A 20,158-nucleotide genomic window follows, 5' to 3' on the forward strand; every position below is an offset into this window, starting at 1 on the left:
AGGCTTTAAGAAACCGCCAAGGATTGCCGCCGGCCACCAGCGCTCCCGTCAGAACAGGCCTTCGATGCGTCCTTGGGCGTCGATATGGATGCGTTCGGCCGCCGGAACGCGCGGCAGGCCCGGCATCGTCATGATGTCTCCGCAGATCGCCACGACGAACCCGGCGCCGGCCGAGAGCCTGACCTCGCGCACGGGAACGATATGGCCAGTCGGTGCGCCGCGCAGGGTCGGGTCGGCAGAGAAGGAATATTGCGTCTTCGCCACGCAGACCGGAAGGCGTCCGTGACCGGCGGCCTCGAGTTCGGCGAAGCGGGCGCGCACCCTGGCGTCGCCGGAGATGCCATCGGCGCCATAGATCTCGCGGGCGATGGTTTCGAGCTTGTCCCAGAGCGGCAGGGCATCGGGGTAGAGCGGCGCAAAATCGGCCTCGCCGCTCTCCGCCAGCGCAACGACCTTGCGCGCGAGGTCCTCCGTGCCGGCGCCGCCATCGGCCCAGTGCCGACAGATCACGGCCTCGACGCCGAGATGGTTGCGGCAGAAGCTCGCGATCAGCTCGTGCTCGGCCCGGGTGTCGCTGGTGAAGTGATTGATCGCGACGATCGGGGGCACGCCGAACTTGCGGATGTTGCCGACGTGGCGCGCAAGGTTGGCAAGGCCGGCCTGCAGCGCCGCCAGGTCCTCCTGGCCGAGCGCTTCCCGAGCCGCGCCGCCATGCATCTTCAGCGCCCGCACGGTCGCGACGACGACGGCGGCGGCGGGCTTGAGCCCGGTCTTGCGGCATTTGATGTCGAAGAACTTCTCGGCGCCAAGATCCGCGCCGAAGCCGGCCTCGGTCACGACATAGTCGGAGAGCTTCAGCGCGGTGCGCGTGGCGATCGCCGAATTGCAGCCATGGGCGATGTTGGCGAAGGGGCCGCCATGGACGAAGGCGGGGGTTCCTTCCAGCGTCTGCACCAGATTGGGCATCAGCGCGTCCTTCAGGAGCACGCTCATCGCGCCGGTCGCCTTGAGGTCGGCCGCCGTCACGGGGTGCTTGTCGCGCGTCCGGCCGACGACGATCCTGCCCAGCCGCGCCTCGAGATCATCGAGATCGGTCGCCAGGCAGAAGATCGCCATCACCTCCGACGCGACGGTGATGTCGAAGCCGTCCTCGCGCGGGAAGCCGTTGCTGGCGCCGCCGAGCGAGGAGACTGTTTGGCGCAGGGCGCGGTCGTTCATGTCCATGACGCGCCGCCAGGTGATGTGGCGCGTGTCGAGGCCGAGGCCGTTGCCCCAGTAGACATGGTTGTCGACGAGAGCCGCGAGCAGGTTGTGCGCGCTGGTGATGGCGTGGAAGTCGCCGGTGAAATGCAGGTTGATCTGCTCCATCGGCACGACCTGCGCATGGCCGCCGCCGGCCGCGCCGCCCTTGACGCCGAAGCAGGGGCCGAGAGAGGGCTCGCGCAACGCGATCACGCAGCGCTTGCCGATGCGAGTGAGACCGTCGCCGAGCCCGACCGTGGTTGTCGTCTTGCCTTCGCCGGCGGGCGTCGGGCTGATCGCGGTGACGAGGATCAGCTTGCCGTCGGGGCGGGTCGCGAAATCCGGGATCTCGTGCGTGTCGACTTTGGCGATGAACTTGCCGTAGGGGTGGAGGGCGGCTGCCGGGATGCCGGCCGTAGCCGCAGTATCCGCGATCGGCTGAAGCCTGGCCGCGCGCGCGATCTCGATATCAGTCGGCATCCATACCCTCTTCCTGGTCCCGTCCGCCGGTTCGTGCCGGTGCGGAATCGTTTCGCGACACTGCCGCGAAAGCGGGCGCTCTGCCACTGCTTTCGCGGCAGCGGGAGTGCTGCTGCGCTGCAGGCCGGGCCGGAAACGGATATGTCATTTGACGTGCGACGCTCCTGTCCCGCCTGCTAGTGCTGCGCGGCGAGCGCCAGTTGGCCTTGCCGGCTTGGGCGCGGGCTGGCAATGGCCTAGTTTGGAATCGTACAAAAATGCATGCCGGTCGGCTCGGGGGAAACGGCCATGTCTGAGCGATTGTGGCCGGTCGGCGGCGGCGAGGTCGGGGCGCTCCTGCGGAGCTGGACCGGGGCCGAGACCGTGCTTGGCCCGTCCTCGGCATGGCCCGAGCGGCTGAAATCGACGCTACAGCTCGTTCTGGCCTCTCCGACACCCATGGTGATGTTCTGGGGGCCGTCCGGGCTCTTGCTCTACAATGACGCCTATGGGGTGATCGCCGGCGCGAAGCATCCGGGAATTCTCGGCCTCGGCGTGTTTGACGCCTGGCCGGAGGTGATCGATCTGCACGAGGAGGTGATGCGCACCGTGTTTGGCGGTGCGCCCCTGTCCTATCGCGATCTGCCGCTCGTCCTGCACCGGAACGGGGTGGCGGAGGATGTCTGCCTGAACGTCGATTACAGCCCGATCTTCGATGAGGGCGGGGAGGTGCTTGGCGTTCTCGCCGTCGTCATCGAGACGACGGCGCTGGTCGGCACCCAGCGCGCGCGCGACGAGGCCGAGCAGGCGCTGCGCAGACGCGAACGGGAGCTCGCCCAGGTCCAGAAGATCGGCAAGGTCGGCGGTCTCGAGGTCGATCTCCGCGACGGCTTCCACAACAAGCGCTCTCCGGAATATCTGCTGATCCACGGGCTGCCGCCCGAGGCCGTGCATGAAAGCCATGAGAATTGGGTTCGGCGCATCCATCCGCAGGAGCGGGCGATGGTGGAGAGCCATTTCCGCGAAACCCTGGCCGGGACGGCCCGCGACTACCAGATCGACTATCGGATCATCCGCCCCTCGGACGGCGCCGTGCGCTGGATCTCGGCCGTGGCGCAGATCGAGCGTGACGAGGCCGGGCAGCCGGTGCGGCTGGTCGGGGCGCATCTCGACATCACCGAGCGCAAGGAGGCCGAAGCGCAGCAGCGCCTGCTGATGCAGGAGCTGGCCCACCGGGTGAAGAACACGCTCGCCATGATCCAGGCCATCGCCTCGCAGACGCTGCGCGGCGCCACCTCGCTCGAAGCCGCCAACGAGACCTTCAGCGCCAGGCTGGCGGCGCTTTCGCGCGCCCATGATCTCGTTGTCGGAGGCCACAGGGCCAATGCGCGCATGGTGGATATCGCCGGAAGCGTCGTCGGCATCCAGGGCGACCCCGCCCGGTTCCAGATCAGCGGTCCGGACGTCCTGCTCGGCCCGCGGCCCGCGCTCGCGCTGACCCTCGTGCTGCACGAGCTGGCGACGAACGCGGTCAAATACGGCGCCCTCTCGAACCAGTCGGGAATCGTCGTCCTGTCATGGCGGGTCGACGAGATCGACGGCGCGCCGCAGTTCCGCCTGCGCTGGCAGGAGAGCGGCGGGCCCCCCGTCGTCGCGCCGTCGCGGCGCGGCTTCGGCTCGCGCCTGATCGAACGAACCTTCCCCTCGGCGCAGGGGCGGGCCGAGAGCGCCTATCTGCCGACGGGGCTCGTCTTCACGCTGGACGCTCCGCTCGAGGCGCTGAAGGACGGCCGCGAGGAGAACGGCGAACCGGCCTGAGGCCGGCGGCGCTGTTCACCTCCGTCGCTACCGCATCGGCTTTTCCGAAAACCGGAAACCCGTTTTCGGGCCGATGCTTCAGCCGGCGAGGTGGACGTTCTGCGGGAAGAGGAACTTGCGGGCCTCGTCGTCGAACTCGGTCTTGAAGGTGAAGGCGTCCTTGAGCGCGACGGCGCGCTGGGCGGCCGGGCGTGCCGAGATCTCGTCGAGATGGCGCTTCACATTCGGGAATTTCGTGGCCCATTCCTCGCCGACCGCAAAGGAGAGCCGCGTCGCCCAGCCCCAGACCGACATGTCGATCAGCGTGTAGGTCTCGCCCAGCATGTAGCGCTGCTTGCCGAGCTGAGCGTCGATGATGCCCCAGTGGCGCTCGGCCTCGCGGGCGTAGCGGTTGATCGCATAAGGGATCTTTTCGGGTGCGAAGCGGGCGAAGTGCACGGCCTGGCCGCAATAGGGGCCGATGCCGGTCGCGACGAACATCAGCCAGGAGAGCATCTCGCCGCGCGCCTTGGGCGTGTTGTCAGGCAGGAACTGCCCGGTCTTCTCGGCGAGGTAGAGCAGGATCGCGTTGCTGTCGAAGACCGTCACGTCGCCATCGGTCAGCGCCGGCGTCTTGGCATTGGGATTGATCGCCAGGAACTCCGGCTTGAACTGCTCGCCCTTGCGGGTGTCGACCGGCACCATCTCGTAGGGAAGCCCGGCCTCCTCCAGGAAGAGCGCGATCTTCGCCGGGTTCGGCGAGGGGTGGTAATAGAGCTTGATCATCGCGGGCTCCTCGGGCGGCGGGACGCGTCAGCCCTGGTGTCGGTCGTTCTGTCGGGCGGCATAGGAAACCAGATCGGTCAGGGCGGCAATACTCACATCGGCATCGAGGCCGAGTTGCTCGGGCTGCATCCGCAGCGCCTTGAACATCAGCGCGGGCCCGATCGTGCCGGCGCCGGCCAGTTCCCGGCGCAGGGTCTCCCGGGGAAGGCGTGCGATCCGGGCGACGCGAAAGCCGTGAGCCTTGGCGCCGGCGATGTCGAAGCCGTTCGAGGAAACGAAGAGGATTTCCTGCCGATCCAGCCCGAGACGCATCTCGACATGCCGGTAACCGCGCGGATCCGGCTTGTAGACGCCGATCTCGTCGACGCTGATCACGGCCTCGAACAGGCCGCCGATGCCGGCCTGGGCGACCAGCCGTTTCAGCATGGCGGCGCTGCCATTGGAAAAGATCGCCAGTCGCAAGGGAGCGAGCTCTTCCAGCGCCTGCCGCGCCTCCGGATACAGCGCCAGCCCGTCATAGGCTTCGGCGATCTTCGCGACGAGATCCGGCGTTGCGGCGAGGCCGAGCGTCTCCAGCGTATAGGCGAGAGAATCCTGGGTGACGGTCCAGAAATCCGCATAGCGCCCCATCAGGGCGCGCAGCCAGGTGTATTCGAGCTGCTTCAGCCGCCAGATCTGGGTGATGACCTCGCCATGGCCAGGGAAGGCCGCATCGGTGACACCCGCGACGGATTGCACGTCGAACAAGGTGCCGTAGGCGTCGAAAACCAGAGCCTTGATCGCCATGGCCACCCTCGTGCCGCGTGCTTTTGTCATCTCTTCTTAGCACTCGCGTTTTCGGCGCGCGGCGTGATACTCGCACAATGGCTTTCCCGATTGCTCACAGGTCGACCATGTCCTTGCGTCCCGTCATGCTGATGATCCTCGATGGCTGGGGCTGGCGCGAGGAGAGCGAGAACAACGCCGTCCGGCTGGCGCATACGCCGAATTTCGACCGACTCTGGGCAAGCTCGCCGCGCGCCTTCCTGAAGACCTCGGGGCTCGATGTCGGCCTGCCCGAGGGGCAGATGGGCAATTCGGAAGTCGGCCATCTCAATCTCGGCGCAGGGCGGGTGGTGATGCAGGACCTGCCGCGCGTCAACCAGGCGATCCGGGACGGCTCGATTGCGCAGGTGCTGGCCGCGTCCGGGCTGATCGCCGCGCTCAAGGCGAGCGGCGGCTCCTGTCATCTGCTCGGGCTGGTCTCGCCCGGCGGCGTCCATGCGCATCAGGACCATGCGGTGGCGCTGGCGCATATCCTGGTCGGGCAGGGCATTCCGGTGTGCGTCCACATCTTCACCGACGGGCGCGATACGCCGCCGCGATCGGCGGCCGGCTTCGTTCGCGATTTCATCGCCGCCCTGCCGCCGCAGGCCAAGATCGCGACGCTGTCGGGCCGCTATTTCGCGATGGACCGCGACAACCGCTGGACGCGTGTCCAGCAGGCCTGGCAAGCGATGGTGCTGGGGGCGGGGCGGGTCTTCGCGGATGCTCCAGCGGCAATCGCGAGCGCCTATGCCGAGGGGATCAATGACGAATTCATCCCGCCGGCGGTGATCGGCGGCTATACCGGCATGCAGGACGGCGACGGCCTGCTGAGCTTCAACTTCCGCTCGGACCGGATCCGGGAAATTCTCGACGCGGTGCTGTTCCCGGATTTCTCCGGTTTCGTGAGGCCGCGCCGGCCGCTTCTGGTCAAGGCCGTCAGCATGACCTCCTACAGCGCCGAACTTGACCAGGTCATGCCGGCCTTGTTCGCGCCGCAGACGCTCGCCAACGGGCTCGGCGAGACCGTCGCGAAGGCAGGTCTCGCGCAGGTCCACATGGCCGAGACGGAGAAATATCCGCACGTCACCTATTTCTTCAACGGCGGCGAGGAGACGCCCTATCCGCGCGAGGACCGGATCATGGTGCCCTCGCCCAAGGTCGCGACCTATGATCTCCAGCCGGAGATGTCGGCATCGGAACTGACCGACCGTGCCGTCAAGGCGATCGCGTCCGGCCGCTACGACCTCGTCGTGCTGAACTTCGCCAATCCGGACATGGTCGGCCATACCGGCGTGCTCAGCGCGGCGATCAAGGCGGTCGAAACCGTCGATGCCGGGCTCGGCCGCATCGCTGATGCGATCGCGCAGGCGGGAGGGGCGCTGTTCGTCACCGCCGATCACGGCAATTGCGAATTGATGGTCGATCCGGTCACCGGCGCGCCCCACACGGCCCATACGACCTTTCCGGTGCCCGTGATGGTCGTCGGCAGCGGGGCCAAAGGGCTCGCGGACGGGCGGCTCGCCGATGTCGCGCCGACGCTGCTGGCGCTGCTCGGCATCGCCCAGCCGGCCGAGATGACCGGCCATTCGCTGCTGCGCTGAGCGTTCCGCTCGCGCCCAAGCAAAAGCGGCGCGGACCAGGGTCCGCGCCGCCTTGATGGTCAGGTGTCGGGTTCAGTATTTGCGGACGGTCGGGGCCGGCGCGTAGATCGGACGCTCGACCGGGCCGCAGCAATCCGGCTCGCCGAAGTTCCAGCGCATGCCGATCTTGATGTCGTGGCTCTCGATTTCCTTGGCCTTCAGCGGCGCATAGGTCTGCGGCAGGAAGGCGTTGCGGATGTAGCCGGACTGGCCTTCGCCGAGGTTCAGGTAGCGATAGCCGACTTCGAGGGTGAGGTTCTTGTTCACCTCGTAGCCGACGCCCGCCATCAGGGCCCAGGCGACATTGGACTTGGTGCCGTTGCCGGCCGTGCCGAGCGTCGCCGAGGACGGGCCGCCGGCGAAGACGATGCCCTGGTCGGTCAGGCCGCTGATGCGGTTGCTGGCGTAGCCGATACCGCCGCCGATATAGGGCGTCAGGCAGTTCCAGGTCCCGAGATCGACATAGGCGTTGAACAGGGTCACCATCGAGCTGAGATTGCCCTTGTAGGTGTTGGTCTGCTGAACGATGCCGAAGCCGTTATTGTAGCTCAGCGAGTCGCTGACGCCGATGGTCGAGGAGCCGCGATATTCGCCGGTCACGTCGACACGGAACCAGTTGCTGAAGCGATAGCCCGCGCCGATACCGGCAAAGACCGAGAAATTGTCCGTCTCGCCGAAGAAGCTGCCACCGACGGCGGCAACGTCCTGCTGGTGGTACTTGCGCACCCTGGTCTCGCCGACACCGATGTCGCCGCGGAGATAGAAGCCGCTGTTGATCGTGCCCCTCAGGACCGGCGGCTCCGGGGGAGGCGGAGCGTAGGCGAGATCCGCGGCGGTGGCGGCGGAGGCCCCGAGCGCCAAGGCGCCTGCCAGCGCGAAAGTTTTCAGGCTGCCCATGGCAGTGTCCCTTGAGTTTGCGCGACGCCAAGAACGCGGCCCGCGCGAGTTACCGACAGGACAACCATGCTCGCAATTTCTTAAATGAGACTTAACCTTAGCAATTAACCTCAAGAAAGTCTGAAGGGCGGGCGAATACTTTCCGAGGCGTTAATCCCGCCGCGAGCGGCCGGGCCGTCATCACGGACACGCGGCCTCCGCGGCGGCGCACTGGCGCCCATCGAGGGCGCTGGAGCTGCATGATCAAGTCCGGGCCAGGCCCGGCATGATGGAATGGCTCGAGCGATGGCGAGCGTCGCTCAGGCCGCCGCCTTGGTCACCGCATCGACGATGTCGTCGACGGCGCGCATCACGAGGTCGCGGTCGTCGCCTTCGGCCATCACGCGGATCACCGGCTCGGTGCCGGAGGGGCGGATAACGAGGCGGCCGCTCTCGCCGAGCATCTGCCGCGCCGCCTCGATGGCGGAGACGACGGGCTTCTCCGAAAGGGGCTGGCCCTGCTTGTAGCGCACGTTCTTGAGGATCTGCGGCAGCGGCTCGAAGGCGTGGCAAACCTCGGAGACCGGCCTGTCCTGTCGCTTGACGGCTGCCAGCAACTGCAGCGCCGCGACGAGACCGTCCCCGGTCGTGCCGAAATCCGAAAGAATGATGTGGCCGGACTGCTCGCCGCCGAGATTGAAGCCGTGGCTGCGCATATGCTCGAGCACGTAGCGGTCGCCGACCGCAGTGCGCGCGAGGCTGAGGCCCAGCCCGGCGAGATAGCGCTCGAGGCCCAGATTGGACATTACGGTTGCGACCACACCCGGCTGCGACAGGCGGCCATCCTCCTGCCAGTCGCGTGCGATCACGGCCATGAGCTGATCGCCATCGACGACATGGCCGAGTTCGTCGACGATCAGCACGCGGTCGGCGTCGCCGTCGAGCGCGATGCCGATATCGGCGCGCAGCTCGCGCACCTTCGCGATCAGGGCGTCCGGCGCCGTCGAGCCGACATTCTCGTTGATGTTGAAGCCGTCCGGTTCGACGCCGATCGAGATGACCTCGGCGCCGAGCTCCCAGAGCGCTTCCGGCGCGACCTTGTAGCCGGCGCCATTGGCGCAATCGATGACGATGCGCAGGCCTTCGAGGCTCATATTCCGTGGCAAGGTGCGCTTGGCGAACTCGATATAGCGGGCATGGGCACTGTCGATGCGCTTGGCCCGGCCCAGCTCAGGTGACTTGGAAAGACGTGGCGAAAGATCGGAATCGATCAGCTTCGAGATCGCGGCTTCGACCTCGTCGCTGAGCTTGTAGCCATCGGGACCGAACAGTTTGATGCCGTTGTCCTCGTAGGGGTTGTGCGAGGCGGAGATCATCACGCCGAGATCGGCGCGCATCGAGCGGGTCAGCATCGCCACGGCGGGCGTCGGCATCGGGCCGAGCAGCATCACGTCCATGCCGACCGAGGTGAAGCCGGCGACCATGGCGTATTCGATCATGTAGCCCGACAGGCGGGTGTCCTTGCCGATCACGACACGGTGGCGGTGGTCGCCACGATGAAAGGCAAGGCCCGTCGCCTGGCCGACCTTGAGGGCGAGGTCCGGCGTGATCACGCCATTGGCGCGGCCGCGGATGCCATCGGTGCCGAAATATTTGCGTGTCATGTTACAGATGTCCAAATCGGGGGTCGAACCCGTTCCGGCGCGTTTTATAGCGGGAATTGGTTTCCGCCTTCTCACGTTTTGTGACGGATCGTAGACGGTCCGCGGTTTTCTGCTTCGCGCGCCAAATGCCGTGTCATCCCTGGCAGGCCGCAAAGCGGCGCCGATCGGGAATGACGGGAGGGGAAAGCATCCTCACCCGAAGGCGAGCTGGACTTTCATCGCGCGCGACTTGTCAGCGGCGAGGTCGAAAGCCTCGATCGCGCGCTCGACCGGAAGCGTCGCGGTCAGCAGCGGCGAGAGATCGATCGTCTTCGAGCCGATCATGGCCACGGCCCAGTCGAACTCCTCATGGAAGCGGAAGGAGCCGCGCAGATCGAACTCCTTGGCGACGACGACGTTCATCGGCAGCGTGAAATTACCGCCGACGCCGATCTGGACGATGGTTCCGCCCGAGCGCAGGACATCGAAGGCGCCGGTCAGTGCGTGCTGGTTGCCGGAGGCCTCGAACATCACGTCGAAGGCACCTTTCTCGGCGCCGTATTCGGCCTTGAGCCGGTCGGGCTCGGCCATCACGTTGATGGCGCGGCTCGCGCCCATCTTGAGCGCCGTTGGAAGCGGGCCGTCGACCACATCGGTCGCGACGATCTCGGCCGCGCCGGCTGCCTTTGCCGCGACGATGGCGAGGATGCCGATCGGGCCCGAGCCGGTGATGAGGACGCGCTTTCCGAGCAGCGGGCCGGCGCGCTTGGCGGCGTGCAGGCAGACGGCGAGCGGCTCGGCGAAGGCGGCCTCGGCCGCCGTGACGTGATCTGCGACCTTCACCGCCTGCCGCTCCTCGATGACGAGCATTTCGCGGAAGCCGCCCTGAACATGGGGGAAGCGCATGGCGCTGCCATAGAACAGCATATCGGTGCAGTGTTGCTGCAGCCCCATCTGGCAATAGCGGCAATGGCCGCAGGCGCGGCTCGGATTGACCGCGACACGGTCGCCGACCTTGACCCGCGTAACCTCGGCGCCGACGGATTCGACCCGGCCGGCGATCTCGTGCCCGAGGATCAGGGGCTCGCGGACGCGGATCGTGCCGAAGCCGCCATGCAGATAGTAGTGCAGGTCCGAGCCGCAGATGCCGCCGGCCTCGATCTTGACGCGTACCTGCTGCGGGCCGGGCTCGCCGGCGGCGACCTCGTCGACGCGGAGATCCTTCTCGGCATGGATGACGACGGCACGCATGGCGGCTTCTCCCTGCGAGGGGTGACCATCGCCATCCCTCATTGTCTAATCGTTTGAAAGATGCTTACCGAAAGCGGCGGCACCGGCGCAAACGCAAACTGCCGCGCACGCCCCATTCGTCGCGAGGATCGGCCATGTCTCTGTCGCTGTTCAATCTCGAGGGCAAGATCGCCCTGGTCACGGGTTCGGGGCAGGGGATCGGGCTCGCCCTGGCGGAAGGCCTCGCGGAGGCGGGTGCGCATGTCGTGCTTAACGGTCGCGACAGGGCCAAGCTGGACAGGGCGGCGCAGACCATGTCGGCGGCCGGCCGCAAGGTGTCTGTTGCGCCTTTCGACGTCACCGACCAGCCGGCCGTCGAGGCGGGGGTGGCTGCGATCGAGGCCGAGATCGGGCCGATCGACGTCCTGATCAACAATGCCGGCATGCAGAAGCGCGCGCCCTTCACCGAATTCCCGGTCGAGGGCTGGCATGAGGTGATGGCGACGAACCTGCATTCAGTGTTCTACGTCACGCAGGCGGTGACGAAGCGGATGCTGCCGCGCAAGCGCGGCAAGGTCATCAGCATCGGCTCGGTGATGAGCGAACTCGGCCGCGCCACCATTATCCCCTACACGGCTTCCAAGGGCGCGGTGAAGATGATGACGCGCGGCCTCGCCGCCGAGCTCGGCAAGCACAATATCCAGGCGAACGCGATCGGGCCGGGCTATTTCGCTACCGAGATCAACAAGGCGCTCATCGCTGACGAGGCCTTCACCGCCTGGGTCTGCAGCCGCACGCCGGCCGGACGCTGGGGTGAGACGAAGGAGCTGATCGGCGCCGCGATCTTCCTGTCCTCGGCGGCATCCGACTATGTCAACGGCCATCTGCTGATGGTCGATGGCGGGCTCACGGCTGTCGTCTGAGGTTTTCGCCTCGATCGTGCCCTGAGCTTCGTTTTCTGGCGGGTGGCTAGCTGCTGCGGGCCTTCTCGGCGCGCTTCTCGAACTCTCGCCGGATCGACTCGATCGCCTCCTCGTCGAGCTCTTCCAGATCCATCAGCTCCTCGCGGGCGCCCTCGATCTTCGAAAGCAGCTCGTCGAGCTTGATCTGCATCGCGGCGGTGTCGCGGTTCTGGCTGTTCTGGATGATGAACACCATCAGGAAGGTAACGATGGTGGTCGAGGTGTTGATGACCAGTTGCCAGGTGTCGTTGAAGCCGAAGACCGGCCCCGACGCGGCCCAGATTACGATGACCGACAGCGCGACGAAGAATGTCTGCGGCTTTCCCGCCCAATGGGCCGTTGCCTGCGACAGGCGCGTGAAGAGCGAGCGGCGCGGCGATTGCTGATCGGCCATGGCATGTCCCCCGGCGCGCGGGATGGGCGCGCCGGATCAACACGGATGACGGGCGATGCGTTCCCCGATGCGGCTCAGGGCGCCGTCAGCCTTTCCGCATGCCAGGCGATGTGCTGCGCCATGAAGGTCGAGATGAAGTTGTAGGAGTGGTCGTAGCCGTCGCGCATCTGCAGTTCGAGCGGGATGCCGGCCGCGGCACAGGCGACCTCCAGGAGCTGCGGCCGCAAGCCCTCGTCGAGGAAGCCGTCGGCGGTGCCCTGGTCGACCAGCAAATCCTTGACGCGATGGCCGTCGGCGATCAGCAGGGTCGCGTCATAAGCGCGCCAGCTCCGCTCGTCGGTGCCGAGATACTTCTCGAAGGCCGGGCGCGACCAGCCGGCGGTCGAGGGCTGCGCGATCGGCGCGAAGGCGGAGACGGAGGCGTAACGCTGCGGGTTCTTCAACGCGAGGGTGATCGCGCCATGGCCGCCCATGGAATGACCGAAGATGCCCTGGCGAGCCATGTCGACCGGGAAATGTCGGGAGACGAGGCCCGGCAATTCGTCGCGGATGTAGCTCTCCATCCGGTAGTTCTTCGCATAGGGCTCCTGCGTGGCGTCGAGATAGAAGCCCGCGCCCGAGCCGAACTGCCAGTTGTCGGGCTCGTCGGGCACGCCCTCTCCGCGCGGGCTGGTGTCCGGGCAGATGATGGCGATTCCGTTGGCGGCGGCGGCCGCGCGGTACTCGCCCTTGTCCATGACGTTCTGGTGCGTGCAGGTCAGTCCCGAGAGATACCAGAGCAGCGGAACCGGGCCGTCCTCGATCTGGTGCGGCAGATAGATCGCAAAGGTCATCGGGCCGGCGCAAGCCGCGCTGTCATGGCGATAGACGCGCTGCGAGCCGCCGAAGGCCTTCGAGGAGGAGAGGAGTTCCATGTGGGGTTCCTTCAACGGTCATGGCACGACGCCCGTCATTCCGGTGCGGCCAAAGGCCGAACCCGGAACCCACGACCGGGCGAGCCCTCACCCGGTCGGTTGTTCACGCGTCGTAGCCAGTCGTGGGTTCCGGGTTCAGCGCTTCGCGCTGCCCCGGAATGACGGAGGTCGTGCTTCAGTGCCCGGCAGATAAGGCGGGAAAGCGGCGCCTCAGTAGACCACGACGCTGCGGATCGACTTGCCCTCGTGCATCAGGTCGAAGCCGTGGTTGATTTCGTCAAGGCTGAGCTTGTGCGTGATCAGGTCGTCGATGTTGATCTTGCCGTCCATGTACCAGTCGACGATCTTCGGGACATCGGTGCGGCCGCGCGCGCCGCCGAAGGCCGTGCCCTTCCAGACACGGCCGGTGACGAGCTGGAACGGGCGGGTGGCGATCTCCTTGCCGGCCTCGGCGACGCCGATGACGATCGATTCACCCCAGCCGCGATGGCAGCATTCGAGCGCCTGGCGCATAACGTCCGTGTTGCCGGTGGCGTCGAAGGAGAAATCGGCGCCGCCGCCGGTCAGGTCGACGATCGCCTGCACGACCTTGTCGTTGCCGACCTCCTTCGGGTTGATGAAGTCCGTCATGCCGAACTTCTTCGCCATCTCGACCTTGGCCGGGTTGATGTCGACGCCGATGATCTTGTCGGCGCCGACCATGCGGGCGCCCTGGATGACGTTCAGGCCGATGCCGCCGAGTCCGAAGACCACGACATTCGCGCCCGGCCAGACCTTGGCCGTGTAGATCACCGCGCCGATGCCGGTCGTGACGCCGCAGCCGATGTAGCAGATCTTGTCGAAGGGAGCGTCCTCGCGGACCTTGGCCAGCGCGATCTCGGGCAGGATGGTGAAGTTCGCGAAAGTCGAGCAGCCCATATAGTGGAAGATCTCGCCGCTATCGCAGGAGAAGCGCGAGGTGCCGTCGGGCATCACGCCCTGACCTTGCGTCGCGCGGATCGAGGTGCAGAGATTGGTGCGGCGCGACAGGCAGGACTTACAGCTCCGGCATTCCGGCGTGTAGAGCGGGATGACGTGGTCGCCGGCTTTGAGCGTGGTCACGCCGGCGCCGACCTCGCGCACGATGCCCGCACCCTCATGGCCGAGGATCGCCGGGAATTTCCCTTCGGAATCGAGGCCCGACAGCGTGTAGGCGTCGGTGTGGCAGATGCCCGTCGCCATGACCTCGACAAGCACCTCGCCGACCTTCGGTCCGCCGATCTCGATGGTTTCGATGGTGAGCGGCTTGCCGGCTTCCCAGGCGACTGCGGCGCGTGTCTTCATCGGATGGTTCCTTCTTCTCGGGCGTTATTTCAGATAGGGGCGGATGATACGCATGATCTGGGCGATCTCGGCGTCGCCGTCGGCGATCCGGTCTGATCGATCGCCAGGTGCCGGAGCATGCAGCGTCTCGCGCAGATGGCTTTCCAGGACTTCCGCCATCAGCCCGGTCGCCGCGCCACGCAAGGCGGCAATCTGCTGGAGCAGGGCGCCGCACTCCGCGCCTGCCTCCACCGCGAGTTCGAGAGCCTGGGCCTGGCCTTTGATCCGGCGGAGCCGGGCAATGGCGCGCCGCTTCTCCGATGGGGTGTGAGGCATGACGTCCGTATACTGGGAGGGAGTATCTAGGCCGTGGTTCTAGGATACTGTGCCTGGGGCGTCAACGCGGCCGAGCGCACGGGCCCGGGGAGCCGGCTGCGACCTGTCGCGAAATCAGGCGCAAGGGGATACCGTTGGCGAGATTGATCGTCAGAGGCCGGCGGCCTGCGTACTCAGCCCTGCCGCCTCGCCTGCAGATAGGCCTTGCGGCGTCGGTAGGATACGAAGGATCGCGCGGCATAGCCGAGCAGGATGCCGGTCAGCAGCAGGACAAGCGCGCCCGCCGGCCTGGCGAGGATCGCGCCGATGACGACGCCCATCGCCAGGGTCGCTCCGGCGTAGACCCTCACCGTCTTGCGGGGATCGTCGCCGGCAATGCGCCAGACGAGCGCGATGCGCGCTTCGTCGAACCAGTCCCTGAAGTTATGCATGCCGTCCTCAGTTGCGACGGCAGGCTTCTAACAAGCAGATATCGCCACTTCAACTTCGGGCGTCGGGATCGTCAGGAGGGCTGTGTTCTCCGGCCGTTGCGGAAGCCCTCCCGATCTCTTCAGAAGCTGTAGGCGGCCTTCACCTTGACGAGGTGCTGGCTGAAATTGACCAAATCGAGATCGCCGGGCTGGCCCTTGGCCTTGCCAGCGACCTGGACATTGTAGGCAGCCGAGATCGCAAACTGCTTCGTCGCCTGCCAGAACACGCCCGGGCCGGCGAAGGTGGCGTAACCGGCCTGTTTGTCGAAGCCAAGCGTGTTGTGGGCGCGCTGGTGGCGAACCTCGCCGCTGAGATAGACGCCGTCCAGCACCTGCCAGGCGAGCGAGCCGCCGATGGTGAAGGTGGAGGAGCGCCCATAAGGGTCGGGCCCGGTCCAGGTCAGGTCGTGGGAGAGGTTGAGCGCGGCATAGAGCTTGCCGGGGACGAGCGTCTTGTCGGCGAACAGGCGCAGGCCCGCATTATAGGTGGTGAAGCGGCCGGCGCCGTCGGGGTCGATGCGGTTGAAGCTCGGGTCGATCACGGCAGTCAGGCCGATGCCGTGCATGTCGCGGCCGAGGATTTTGTACTTGGTCTCGAGGCCGGCACCGAAGCTGCGCTCGTCTGCGCTGACGCCACCGAGGGAGGCCTGAGAGAGGCCGCCGAGCAGATAGGGACCGACCTCGAGGCAGGGCAGGAGGCCGTAGGAGCCCTGAAGCTGCAGGCCATGGCTGTTGGATGAACCGAAGCGGGTGCCATAGGCGCCGCCATAGGTCAGGCTCGTGCCGAAGGAGCCGGGATCGGCCACGTCCGAGCCGGTGGTGAAGCCGAAGGCGTCGGTCGGGATGCCCTCGCTCTCGGAACAGGCGGACACGACAGGCGGTGCGACCGGCGCGCCCTTGCGCGAAGGCAGATCGGCGGCGAGCGACACGCTCGCGGCGCTGGAGACGAAGGCGGCGACGGCAAGGTGCTTCAGGGACATGGCGCGGGTTCCGGTGGCGGCGGGATTCAGTTTTATGCAAATGCGAATGAATTGCAACAATTCGGACTCGCATTGTCGACCGGCAGGATCATCGGCCGGTTTTCGCGCCGCGGCGAGGGTTATCGCGCCGGTTTAAATGTAATAATGTTACATGTTGCGGCGGCGCAACATTCGGGCCGCCGGCGTCAGCCCGGCACGGTCAGGCTCTGGATCCGGCCGAGTGCGAGCGGCGCGATGTCCGCGAGGTCCTGCAGCGGCTTCCATGCAGCCGCATGGACCTCCTCGATCTGGGCGACGAGGGCCGAGGCCGGATCGGCCAGGAAGAGATATTGCAGGTCGTGATGGACATGGGCGGGCTCGTTGCGGGCGGACTTGCCGGGCACGTCATGGCTGTCGATGACGAAGGGCAGATCGCCGCCTTTGTGCCAGGGGTGCAAGGCGAGGCCCTGCACGCCAGTCTCCTCCAGCGCTTCGCGCGCAGCCGATTCCGCGAAGGTCGCTGCGTCCTCCCAATGGCCACCGGGCTGGAGCCAGCGGCCGATCACGACATGGTCGATCAGCAGGATGCGGGCATGGTCGGGCGACAGCACATAGGCGCTGGTCGTGACATGGCCGGGAAAGGTGTCGCGCCGGTCGAGTGCATCGCCCTGGGCGATCTGCCAGCGCAGCAGCGAGAGATGCTCGCGCGGGGAGGCGACCTCGGCGCGATAACGCGCGACGGCTTCGATGAGGCGGGTGCTGAAGGTGGTGCTCATGACAGCGCGATAGATGATTCGGGTTTGCCGCGCAGCCCATGACGTAGGGGCGGTGCGGCTGAAATCGCCAAATCCGTGCGGATTCCGCAGCTGTAGCGCCCGGATTTGCTTGCGCAAGGTGGAGAGTTGTGGCTTTGAGCGTGCGCTTCCCAACAAGGCCGCGAATGTCTGTGCAGAACCAACTCGTCTGCCCCTATTGCGATGCCACGCTCAACGGCAGCGCCTTGTCCTGCCGCTGCTGCGGGCGGGATCTGACGCCGGTCCTGCCGCTGCTGCGCCGCCTCGATGCGCTCGAAGGGCGCCTCGCCCAACTCGAGCAGGGCCGGGAGGCCAGCCGCTTCCAGGCCGAGACCGTCCCTGCGTCCGACACCATCGATGTGCCGGGTGCAGAAACGGGCGAGGCTGCGAGCCCGTTCCTGGTCCCGCTTTCGCGGCGGCGCTTCTGGGTCCTTCCGGTCGGCTTCGCCGCGCTGCTTGCAGCCTATTGGACGGTCGTCATGGGACTCGACCTGTCGCTGTCGGTGCTGCGGCTGGCCTCGATGGTCATTCCGTTCTGCACGGGGCTCGTCTATTTCGGCGTCCGTCCGCGCCTGTCCTGGTTCGATGTCGGTGTCGCGATCCTGTTCGCATTTTTTTCCGTCGCGAGCATGAACGCATTGCTGGGCTGGGTCGACAACATCCCGTTGCTGCCTCAAGGAGTCACCGCCTGGCGCGAAACGATGTTCTACGCGCTCAGCATAGGCGCCTCCATGTTCGCCGGCATGCTGCTGCGCGTCTCGCAGGCTGCCTTGAGCGCGAAGGGCCTCGCCTCGCTTCCGGAGCTGAGAAAAGGGCTGCTGTCGGTGAACGGCAAGCTGCCCATGGACACGCTCAAGGCGATCGAGATGACCATCCTGCTGGCCAGCACCGCATTGTCCATCATGACCGGCCTGATCGCCGGACTTCTGGGAGTGAAGTGAAACGATGACCAAGACGACGTTCATCCGGCGCATCCTGCCTGTCACCCTGATCGCCGCGCTGGCGCTGAGCGCAGCGCGAGCCGCCGAGCCTGTCCAGCTCATCACCCGGGAGGAAGCCGGATTGCCGGCAACGGACGCGGCCGGCGGGGCGGTGCGCAACCTGACCCGTGGTCCCGGCATCGACACACAGGGTACGCTCGGAAGCGGCGTCGCCGGCAAGCCGCTGCGGCTGGCGGTGAAGTTCCTGCCGAGCAATGGCGTGCCGGTCGATCCCAACAGCGTGCGCGTGATCTATCGCCGCCAGCCGGCGCTCGACGTGACGATGCGGGTCAAGGCCTTCATCACCGCGCAGGGCATCGAGGCGCCGGCCGTGCTAGTACCGCCCGGCAAGCACGTCATCGAGATCGAGGCGGTCGACAAGGAGGGCCGCGTCGGGCGCAGCCAGATGACGCTGACCGTCGCACCAGCGCAGTAGGCGCACTGGCTGCGTCATGGTCGGGCTTGACCCGGCCATCTCGGAAACCAGCGCGAGCCCGGCCTGAGATTCTCGGGTCGAAGCTTCGCTTCGCCCGAGAATGACGTCCAAGACACGCCAAACCCCGCCCGCGCCGTTGGCGTCAGCCAATATAGTGTCGAACATGCGCAACGGGTGCACGACAGCGCCGCTTATCAAGAGGCTATGGCGTTGCTCGGCAACGGCGCCGAACGAGACATCCGCATTGTCGAGGGCGTGTGACGTGCAGGGCGAAGTCTTTCAACTGCTCGTAGGTCATCAGCTTTCGACCCATGGCAAAAAAAGGGCGCTGCCTCCCGGCAGCGTCCTCTCAGCCTCAATTCCTCAGTATCCTCGACCCCTCACAGCTTCCCGTAAGCCGGCACGGTGAGGAACTCCTCGAACTCGGGCGCCAGCGACAGCTTCGAGAACAGTTCGATCGCCTCCGGGAAACGGCCCCTGGCGTAGTTCTCCGGGCCGACCTCGCCTTTCACGCGCTCCATCTCCTCGGCGAGGCAGCGCTTAAACAGCTCGGGCGTGACCGTGGTCTTGCCGTCGACCTCGACGCCGTAGCTGACGAACTGCCAGATCTGGGCGCGGCTGATTTCGGCGGTCGCGGCGTCTTCCATCATATTGTAGATAGGCACCGCGCCACGGCCGCGCAGCCAGGCTTCGAGATACTGCACGCCGACGCGGATGTTCTCGCGGAAGCCCTCTTCCGAGCGCGTGCCCTGATGGACTTCCAGCAGGTCCTCGCGCCCGACCTTCACGTCGTCGCGCGCCTTGTCGAGCTGGTTGGCCTGCGGCATCAGCCGGTCGAAGACCTCCATGGCGACCGGGACGAGGTCGGGATGGGCAACCCAGGTGCCGTCATGGCCGTTGCCGGCCTCGCGCTCCTTGTCGGCCTTGACCTTGGCGAAGGCGGCGGCGTTGGCCTCGGGGTTGTTCTTGACCGGGATCTGCGCGGCCATGCCGCCCATCGCGAAGGCGCCGCGGCGGTGGCAGGTCTTGATCAGCAGCAGCGAATAGGCGTTCAGGAAGGCCTTGGTCATGACGACCTGCGAGCGGTCGGGCAGGACGAAGGCCGGGTTGCGGGCAAGCTTCTTGATGAAGGAGAAGATGTAGTCCCAGCGGCCGCAGTTGAGGCCGGCCATGTGGTCGCGCAATTCGTAGAGGATCTCGTCCATCTCGAAGGCTGCCGGCAGCGTCTCGATCAGGACGGTCGCCTTGATCGTGCCGATTTTCAGGCCAAGCGCATTCTGGGCGGCGACGAAGACGTCGTTCCAGAGGCGCGCCTCGAGATGGCTCTCGAGCTTGGGCAGGTAGAAATAGGGGCCCGAGCCCGCTGCCAGAGCGGCCTTGGCGTTGTGGAAGAGATAGAGGCCGAAATCGACCAGCGAGCCCGAGGCGATCTCGCCGTCGATCTCGATATGGGCCTCCGGCAGATGCCAGCCGCGCGGGCGGATGATCAGGACGGCCGGCTTGGCACCGAGCTTGTAGGCCTTGCCCGTCACCTTGTCGGTGAAGTCGATGGCGCCCGCCCAGCGGTCCTTCAGGTTGATCTGGCCCTCGATCATATTGGCCCAGACCGGTGAGGAGGCGTCCTCGAAATCGGCCATGAAGACCTTTGCGCCGCAATTCAGCGCGTTGACAATCATCTTGCGGTCGACCGGGCCGGTGATCTCGACGCGGCGGTCCTGCAGGTCGGCGGGGATGGCCGCGACCTTCCAGTCGCCCTCGCGGATATGGCGGGTCTCGGCGAGGAAGTCCGGCGTCTCGCCGGCGTCGAAGCGCTTCTGGCGCTCGATGCGCAAAGCGAGGAGGCGCTTGCGCGTCTCGTTGAAGCGGCGCTGCAGCTCGGCGACGAAGGCGAGCGCGTCATGGCTCAGCACCTCCTCGTAGCGCTCGGCAATGGCGCCCTTGACGACGACGCCTTTGGGCAGGGTGACGGAAGGCTGCGACATGATCGTTTCCTTTTCGACGCGGTGCCGGTTGCGGCGTTGGCAATCGTTATGGAGCGAAATCCGGTTTCTCGAAATCCGGAAAAAATCGAGATCACCTTTGCTGAATTGGAAAAGATAGAGTTCGGGTGCGGTTGCGGACGGGCTTCCTT

Annotated in this window: 20 protein-coding genes; 6 read left to right on the plus strand and 14 right to left on the minus strand. The window is 66.3% G+C overall.

Annotated features, from left to right (window positions below):
- Positions 1–48: 48 nt before the first annotated feature.
- Entirely contained in the window at positions 49–1,722 is a 1,674-nt protein-coding gene (locus tag C8D03_RS14465) for a formate--tetrahydrofolate ligase (protein ID WP_108047112.1), read from the minus strand.
- A 288-nt stretch (positions 1,723–2,010) separates the two neighbouring features.
- Here C8D03_RS14465 and C8D03_RS14470 point away from each other — a divergent pair, with 288 nt between their 5' ends.
- Positions 2,011–3,519: a sensor histidine kinase gene (locus tag C8D03_RS14470; RefSeq protein WP_181300980.1), complete on the plus strand. Its 1,509-nt coding sequence runs from the start codon at positions 2,011–2,013 to the stop codon at positions 3,517–3,519.
- A gap of 78 nt (positions 3,520–3,597) precedes the next feature.
- Here the strand turns inward: C8D03_RS14470 and C8D03_RS14475 are convergent, their stop codons facing one another.
- Together C8D03_RS14475 and C8D03_RS14480 are read right to left on the minus strand one after the other, a co-directional pair.
- Positions 3,598–4,284, minus strand: coding sequence for a glutathione S-transferase family protein (locus C8D03_RS14475; RefSeq protein ID WP_108047116.1), 687 nt, complete (start codon positions 4,282–4,284; stop codon positions 3,598–3,600).
- A 27-nt stretch (positions 4,285–4,311) separates the two neighbouring features.
- Entirely contained in the window at positions 4,312–5,070 is a 759-nt protein-coding gene (locus C8D03_RS14480) for a haloacid dehalogenase type II (protein WP_108047118.1), read from the minus strand.
- A gap of 107 nt (positions 5,071–5,177) precedes the next feature.
- On the opposite strand from C8D03_RS14480, the gene gpmI reads away from it, so the two are divergent.
- Positions 5,178–6,692, plus strand: a complete 1,515-nt coding sequence (gpmI, locus tag C8D03_RS14485; RefSeq protein ID WP_108047120.1) for a 2,3-bisphosphoglycerate-independent phosphoglycerate mutase — start codon at positions 5,178–5,180, stop codon at positions 6,690–6,692.
- Between the two features lie 72 nt (positions 6,693–6,764).
- On the opposite strand, the gene C8D03_RS14490 is transcribed toward gpmI, so the two are convergent.
- The 3 genes from C8D03_RS14490 to C8D03_RS14500 all read right to left on the minus strand — a co-directional run bounded on the left by C8D03_RS14490 (position 6,765) and on the right by C8D03_RS14500 (position 10,501).
- Positions 6,765–7,628, minus strand: a complete 864-nt coding sequence (locus C8D03_RS14490) for an outer membrane protein (RefSeq protein ID WP_108047122.1) — start codon at positions 7,626–7,628, stop codon at positions 6,765–6,767.
- Between the two features lie 299 nt (positions 7,629–7,927).
- A complete protein-coding gene (glmM, locus tag C8D03_RS14495; protein WP_108047124.1) occupies positions 7,928–9,271 on the minus strand; it encodes a phosphoglucosamine mutase in 1,344 nt (447 codons plus the stop codon).
- A gap of 192 nt (positions 9,272–9,463) precedes the next feature.
- Positions 9,464–10,501 (minus strand): L-idonate 5-dehydrogenase, encoded by a 1,038-nt coding sequence (locus C8D03_RS14500; protein WP_108047126.1) that lies wholly within the window; start codon positions 10,499–10,501, stop codon positions 9,464–9,466.
- 134 nt (positions 10,502–10,635) lie between these two features.
- On the opposite strand from C8D03_RS14500, the gene C8D03_RS14505 reads away from it, so the two are divergent.
- Positions 10,636–11,403, plus strand: a complete 768-nt coding sequence (locus C8D03_RS14505; RefSeq protein WP_108047128.1) for an SDR family NAD(P)-dependent oxidoreductase — start codon at positions 10,636–10,638, stop codon at positions 11,401–11,403.
- 46 nt (positions 11,404–11,449) lie between these two features.
- On the opposite strand, the gene C8D03_RS14510 is transcribed toward C8D03_RS14505, so the two are convergent.
- From C8D03_RS14510 to C8D03_RS14540, 7 genes are all read right to left on the minus strand, one after another.
- A complete protein-coding gene (locus C8D03_RS14510) occupies positions 11,450–11,836 on the minus strand; it encodes a low affinity iron permease family protein (protein ID WP_108047130.1) in 387 nt (128 codons plus the stop codon).
- 74 nt (positions 11,837–11,910) lie between these two features.
- On the minus strand, positions 11,911–12,750 hold the full coding sequence (fghA, locus tag C8D03_RS14515; protein ID WP_108047132.1) for an S-formylglutathione hydrolase: 840 nt from the start codon (positions 12,748–12,750) through the stop codon (positions 11,911–11,913).
- A gap of 210 nt (positions 12,751–12,960) precedes the next feature.
- Entirely contained in the window at positions 12,961–14,073 is a 1,113-nt protein-coding gene (locus C8D03_RS14520; protein ID WP_108047134.1) for an S-(hydroxymethyl)glutathione dehydrogenase/class III alcohol dehydrogenase, read from the minus strand.
- 24 nt (positions 14,074–14,097) lie between these two features.
- On the minus strand, positions 14,098–14,388 hold the full coding sequence (locus C8D03_RS14525; protein WP_108047136.1) for a metal-sensing transcriptional repressor: 291 nt from the start codon (positions 14,386–14,388) through the stop codon (positions 14,098–14,100).
- 173 nt (positions 14,389–14,561) lie between these two features.
- The gene (locus C8D03_RS14530) at positions 14,562–14,819 is read right to left on the minus strand and encodes a hypothetical protein (protein WP_108047138.1); all 258 of its coding nucleotides are present in this window, start codon (positions 14,817–14,819) and stop codon (positions 14,562–14,564) included.
- Between the two features lie 119 nt (positions 14,820–14,938).
- Positions 14,939–15,838: a hypothetical protein gene (locus tag C8D03_RS14535; protein ID WP_108047140.1), complete on the minus strand. Its 900-nt coding sequence runs from the start codon at positions 15,836–15,838 to the stop codon at positions 14,939–14,941.
- A gap of 185 nt (positions 15,839–16,023) precedes the next feature.
- On the minus strand, positions 16,024–16,593 hold the full coding sequence (locus C8D03_RS14540; protein WP_108047143.1) for an NUDIX hydrolase: 570 nt from the start codon (positions 16,591–16,593) through the stop codon (positions 16,024–16,026).
- 164 nt (positions 16,594–16,757) lie between these two features.
- On the opposite strand from C8D03_RS14540, the gene C8D03_RS14545 reads away from it, so the two are divergent.
- The 3 genes from C8D03_RS14545 (at position 16,758) to C8D03_RS14555 (ending at position 18,288) form a co-directional block, all read left to right on the plus strand.
- Complete coding sequence (locus tag C8D03_RS14545) at positions 16,758–17,552, plus strand: hypothetical protein (protein ID WP_108047145.1); 795 nt, start codon at positions 16,758–16,760, stop codon at positions 17,550–17,552.
- A gap of 4 nt (positions 17,553–17,556) precedes the next feature.
- On the plus strand, positions 17,557–18,027 hold the full coding sequence (locus C8D03_RS14550; RefSeq protein ID WP_108047147.1) for a hypothetical protein: 471 nt from the start codon (positions 17,557–17,559) through the stop codon (positions 18,025–18,027).
- 63 nt (positions 18,028–18,090) lie between these two features.
- On the plus strand, positions 18,091–18,288 hold the full coding sequence (locus C8D03_RS14555) for a DUF1330 domain-containing protein (RefSeq protein WP_108047149.1): 198 nt from the start codon (positions 18,091–18,093) through the stop codon (positions 18,286–18,288).
- Between the two features lie 119 nt (positions 18,289–18,407).
- Here the strand turns inward: C8D03_RS14555 and aceB are convergent, their stop codons facing one another.
- On the minus strand, positions 18,408–20,009 hold the full coding sequence (aceB, locus tag C8D03_RS14560) for a malate synthase A (RefSeq protein WP_108047151.1): 1,602 nt from the start codon (positions 20,007–20,009) through the stop codon (positions 18,408–18,410).
- Positions 20,010–20,158: the final 149 nt, after the last annotated feature.

It is taken from the genome of Bosea sp. 124, assembly GCF_003046175.1.
GTDB lineage: Bacteria > Pseudomonadota > Alphaproteobacteria > Rhizobiales > Beijerinckiaceae > Allobosea.

Coding starts and splice junctions, on each gene's coding strand:
- C8D03_RS14465 (WP_108047112.1), bottom strand. CDS start 1,722: ATGCCGACTGATATCGAGATCGCGCGCGCGGCCAGGCTTCAGCCGATC.
- C8D03_RS14470 (WP_181300980.1), top strand. CDS start 2,011: ATGTCTGAGCGATTGTGGCCGGTCGGCGGCGGCGAGGTCGGGGCGCTC.
- C8D03_RS14475 (WP_108047116.1), bottom strand. CDS start 4,284: ATGATCAAGCTCTATTACCACCCCTCGCCGAACCCGGCGAAGATCGCG.
- C8D03_RS14480 (WP_108047118.1), bottom strand. CDS start 5,070: ATGGCGATCAAGGCTCTGGTTTTCGACGCCTACGGCACCTTGTTCGAC.
- gpmI (WP_108047120.1), top strand. CDS start 5,178: ATGTCCTTGCGTCCCGTCATGCTGATGATCCTCGATGGCTGGGGCTGG.
- C8D03_RS14490 (WP_108047122.1), bottom strand. CDS start 7,628: ATGGGCAGCCTGAAAACTTTCGCGCTGGCAGGCGCCTTGGCGCTCGGG.
- glmM (WP_108047124.1), bottom strand. CDS start 9,271: ATGACACGCAAATATTTCGGCACCGATGGCATCCGCGGCCGCGCCAAT.
- C8D03_RS14500 (WP_108047126.1), bottom strand. CDS start 10,501: ATGCGTGCCGTCGTCATCCATGCCGAGAAGGATCTCCGCGTCGACGAG.
- C8D03_RS14505 (WP_108047128.1), top strand. CDS start 10,636: ATGTCTCTGTCGCTGTTCAATCTCGAGGGCAAGATCGCCCTGGTCACG.
- C8D03_RS14510 (WP_108047130.1), bottom strand. CDS start 11,836: ATGGCCGATCAGCAATCGCCGCGCCGCTCGCTCTTCACGCGCCTGTCG.
- fghA (WP_108047132.1), bottom strand. CDS start 12,750: ATGGAACTCCTCTCCTCCTCGAAGGCCTTCGGCGGCTCGCAGCGCGTC.
- C8D03_RS14520 (WP_108047134.1), bottom strand. CDS start 14,073: ATGAAGACACGCGCCGCAGTCGCCTGGGAAGCCGGCAAGCCGCTCACC.
- C8D03_RS14525 (WP_108047136.1), bottom strand. CDS start 14,388: ATGCCTCACACCCCATCGGAGAAGCGGCGCGCCATTGCCCGGCTCCGC.
- C8D03_RS14530 (WP_108047138.1), bottom strand. CDS start 14,819: ATGCATAACTTCAGGGACTGGTTCGACGAAGCGCGCATCGCGCTCGTC.
- C8D03_RS14535 (WP_108047140.1), bottom strand. CDS start 15,838: ATGTCCCTGAAGCACCTTGCCGTCGCCGCCTTCGTCTCCAGCGCCGCG.
- C8D03_RS14540 (WP_108047143.1), bottom strand. CDS start 16,593: ATGAGCACCACCTTCAGCACCCGCCTCATCGAAGCCGTCGCGCGTTAT.
- C8D03_RS14545 (WP_108047145.1), top strand. CDS start 16,758: ATGTCTGTGCAGAACCAACTCGTCTGCCCCTATTGCGATGCCACGCTC.
- C8D03_RS14550 (WP_108047147.1), top strand. CDS start 17,557: ATGACCAAGACGACGTTCATCCGGCGCATCCTGCCTGTCACCCTGATC.
- aceB (WP_108047151.1), bottom strand. CDS start 20,009: ATGTCGCAGCCTTCCGTCACCCTGCCCAAAGGCGTCGTCGTCAAGGGC.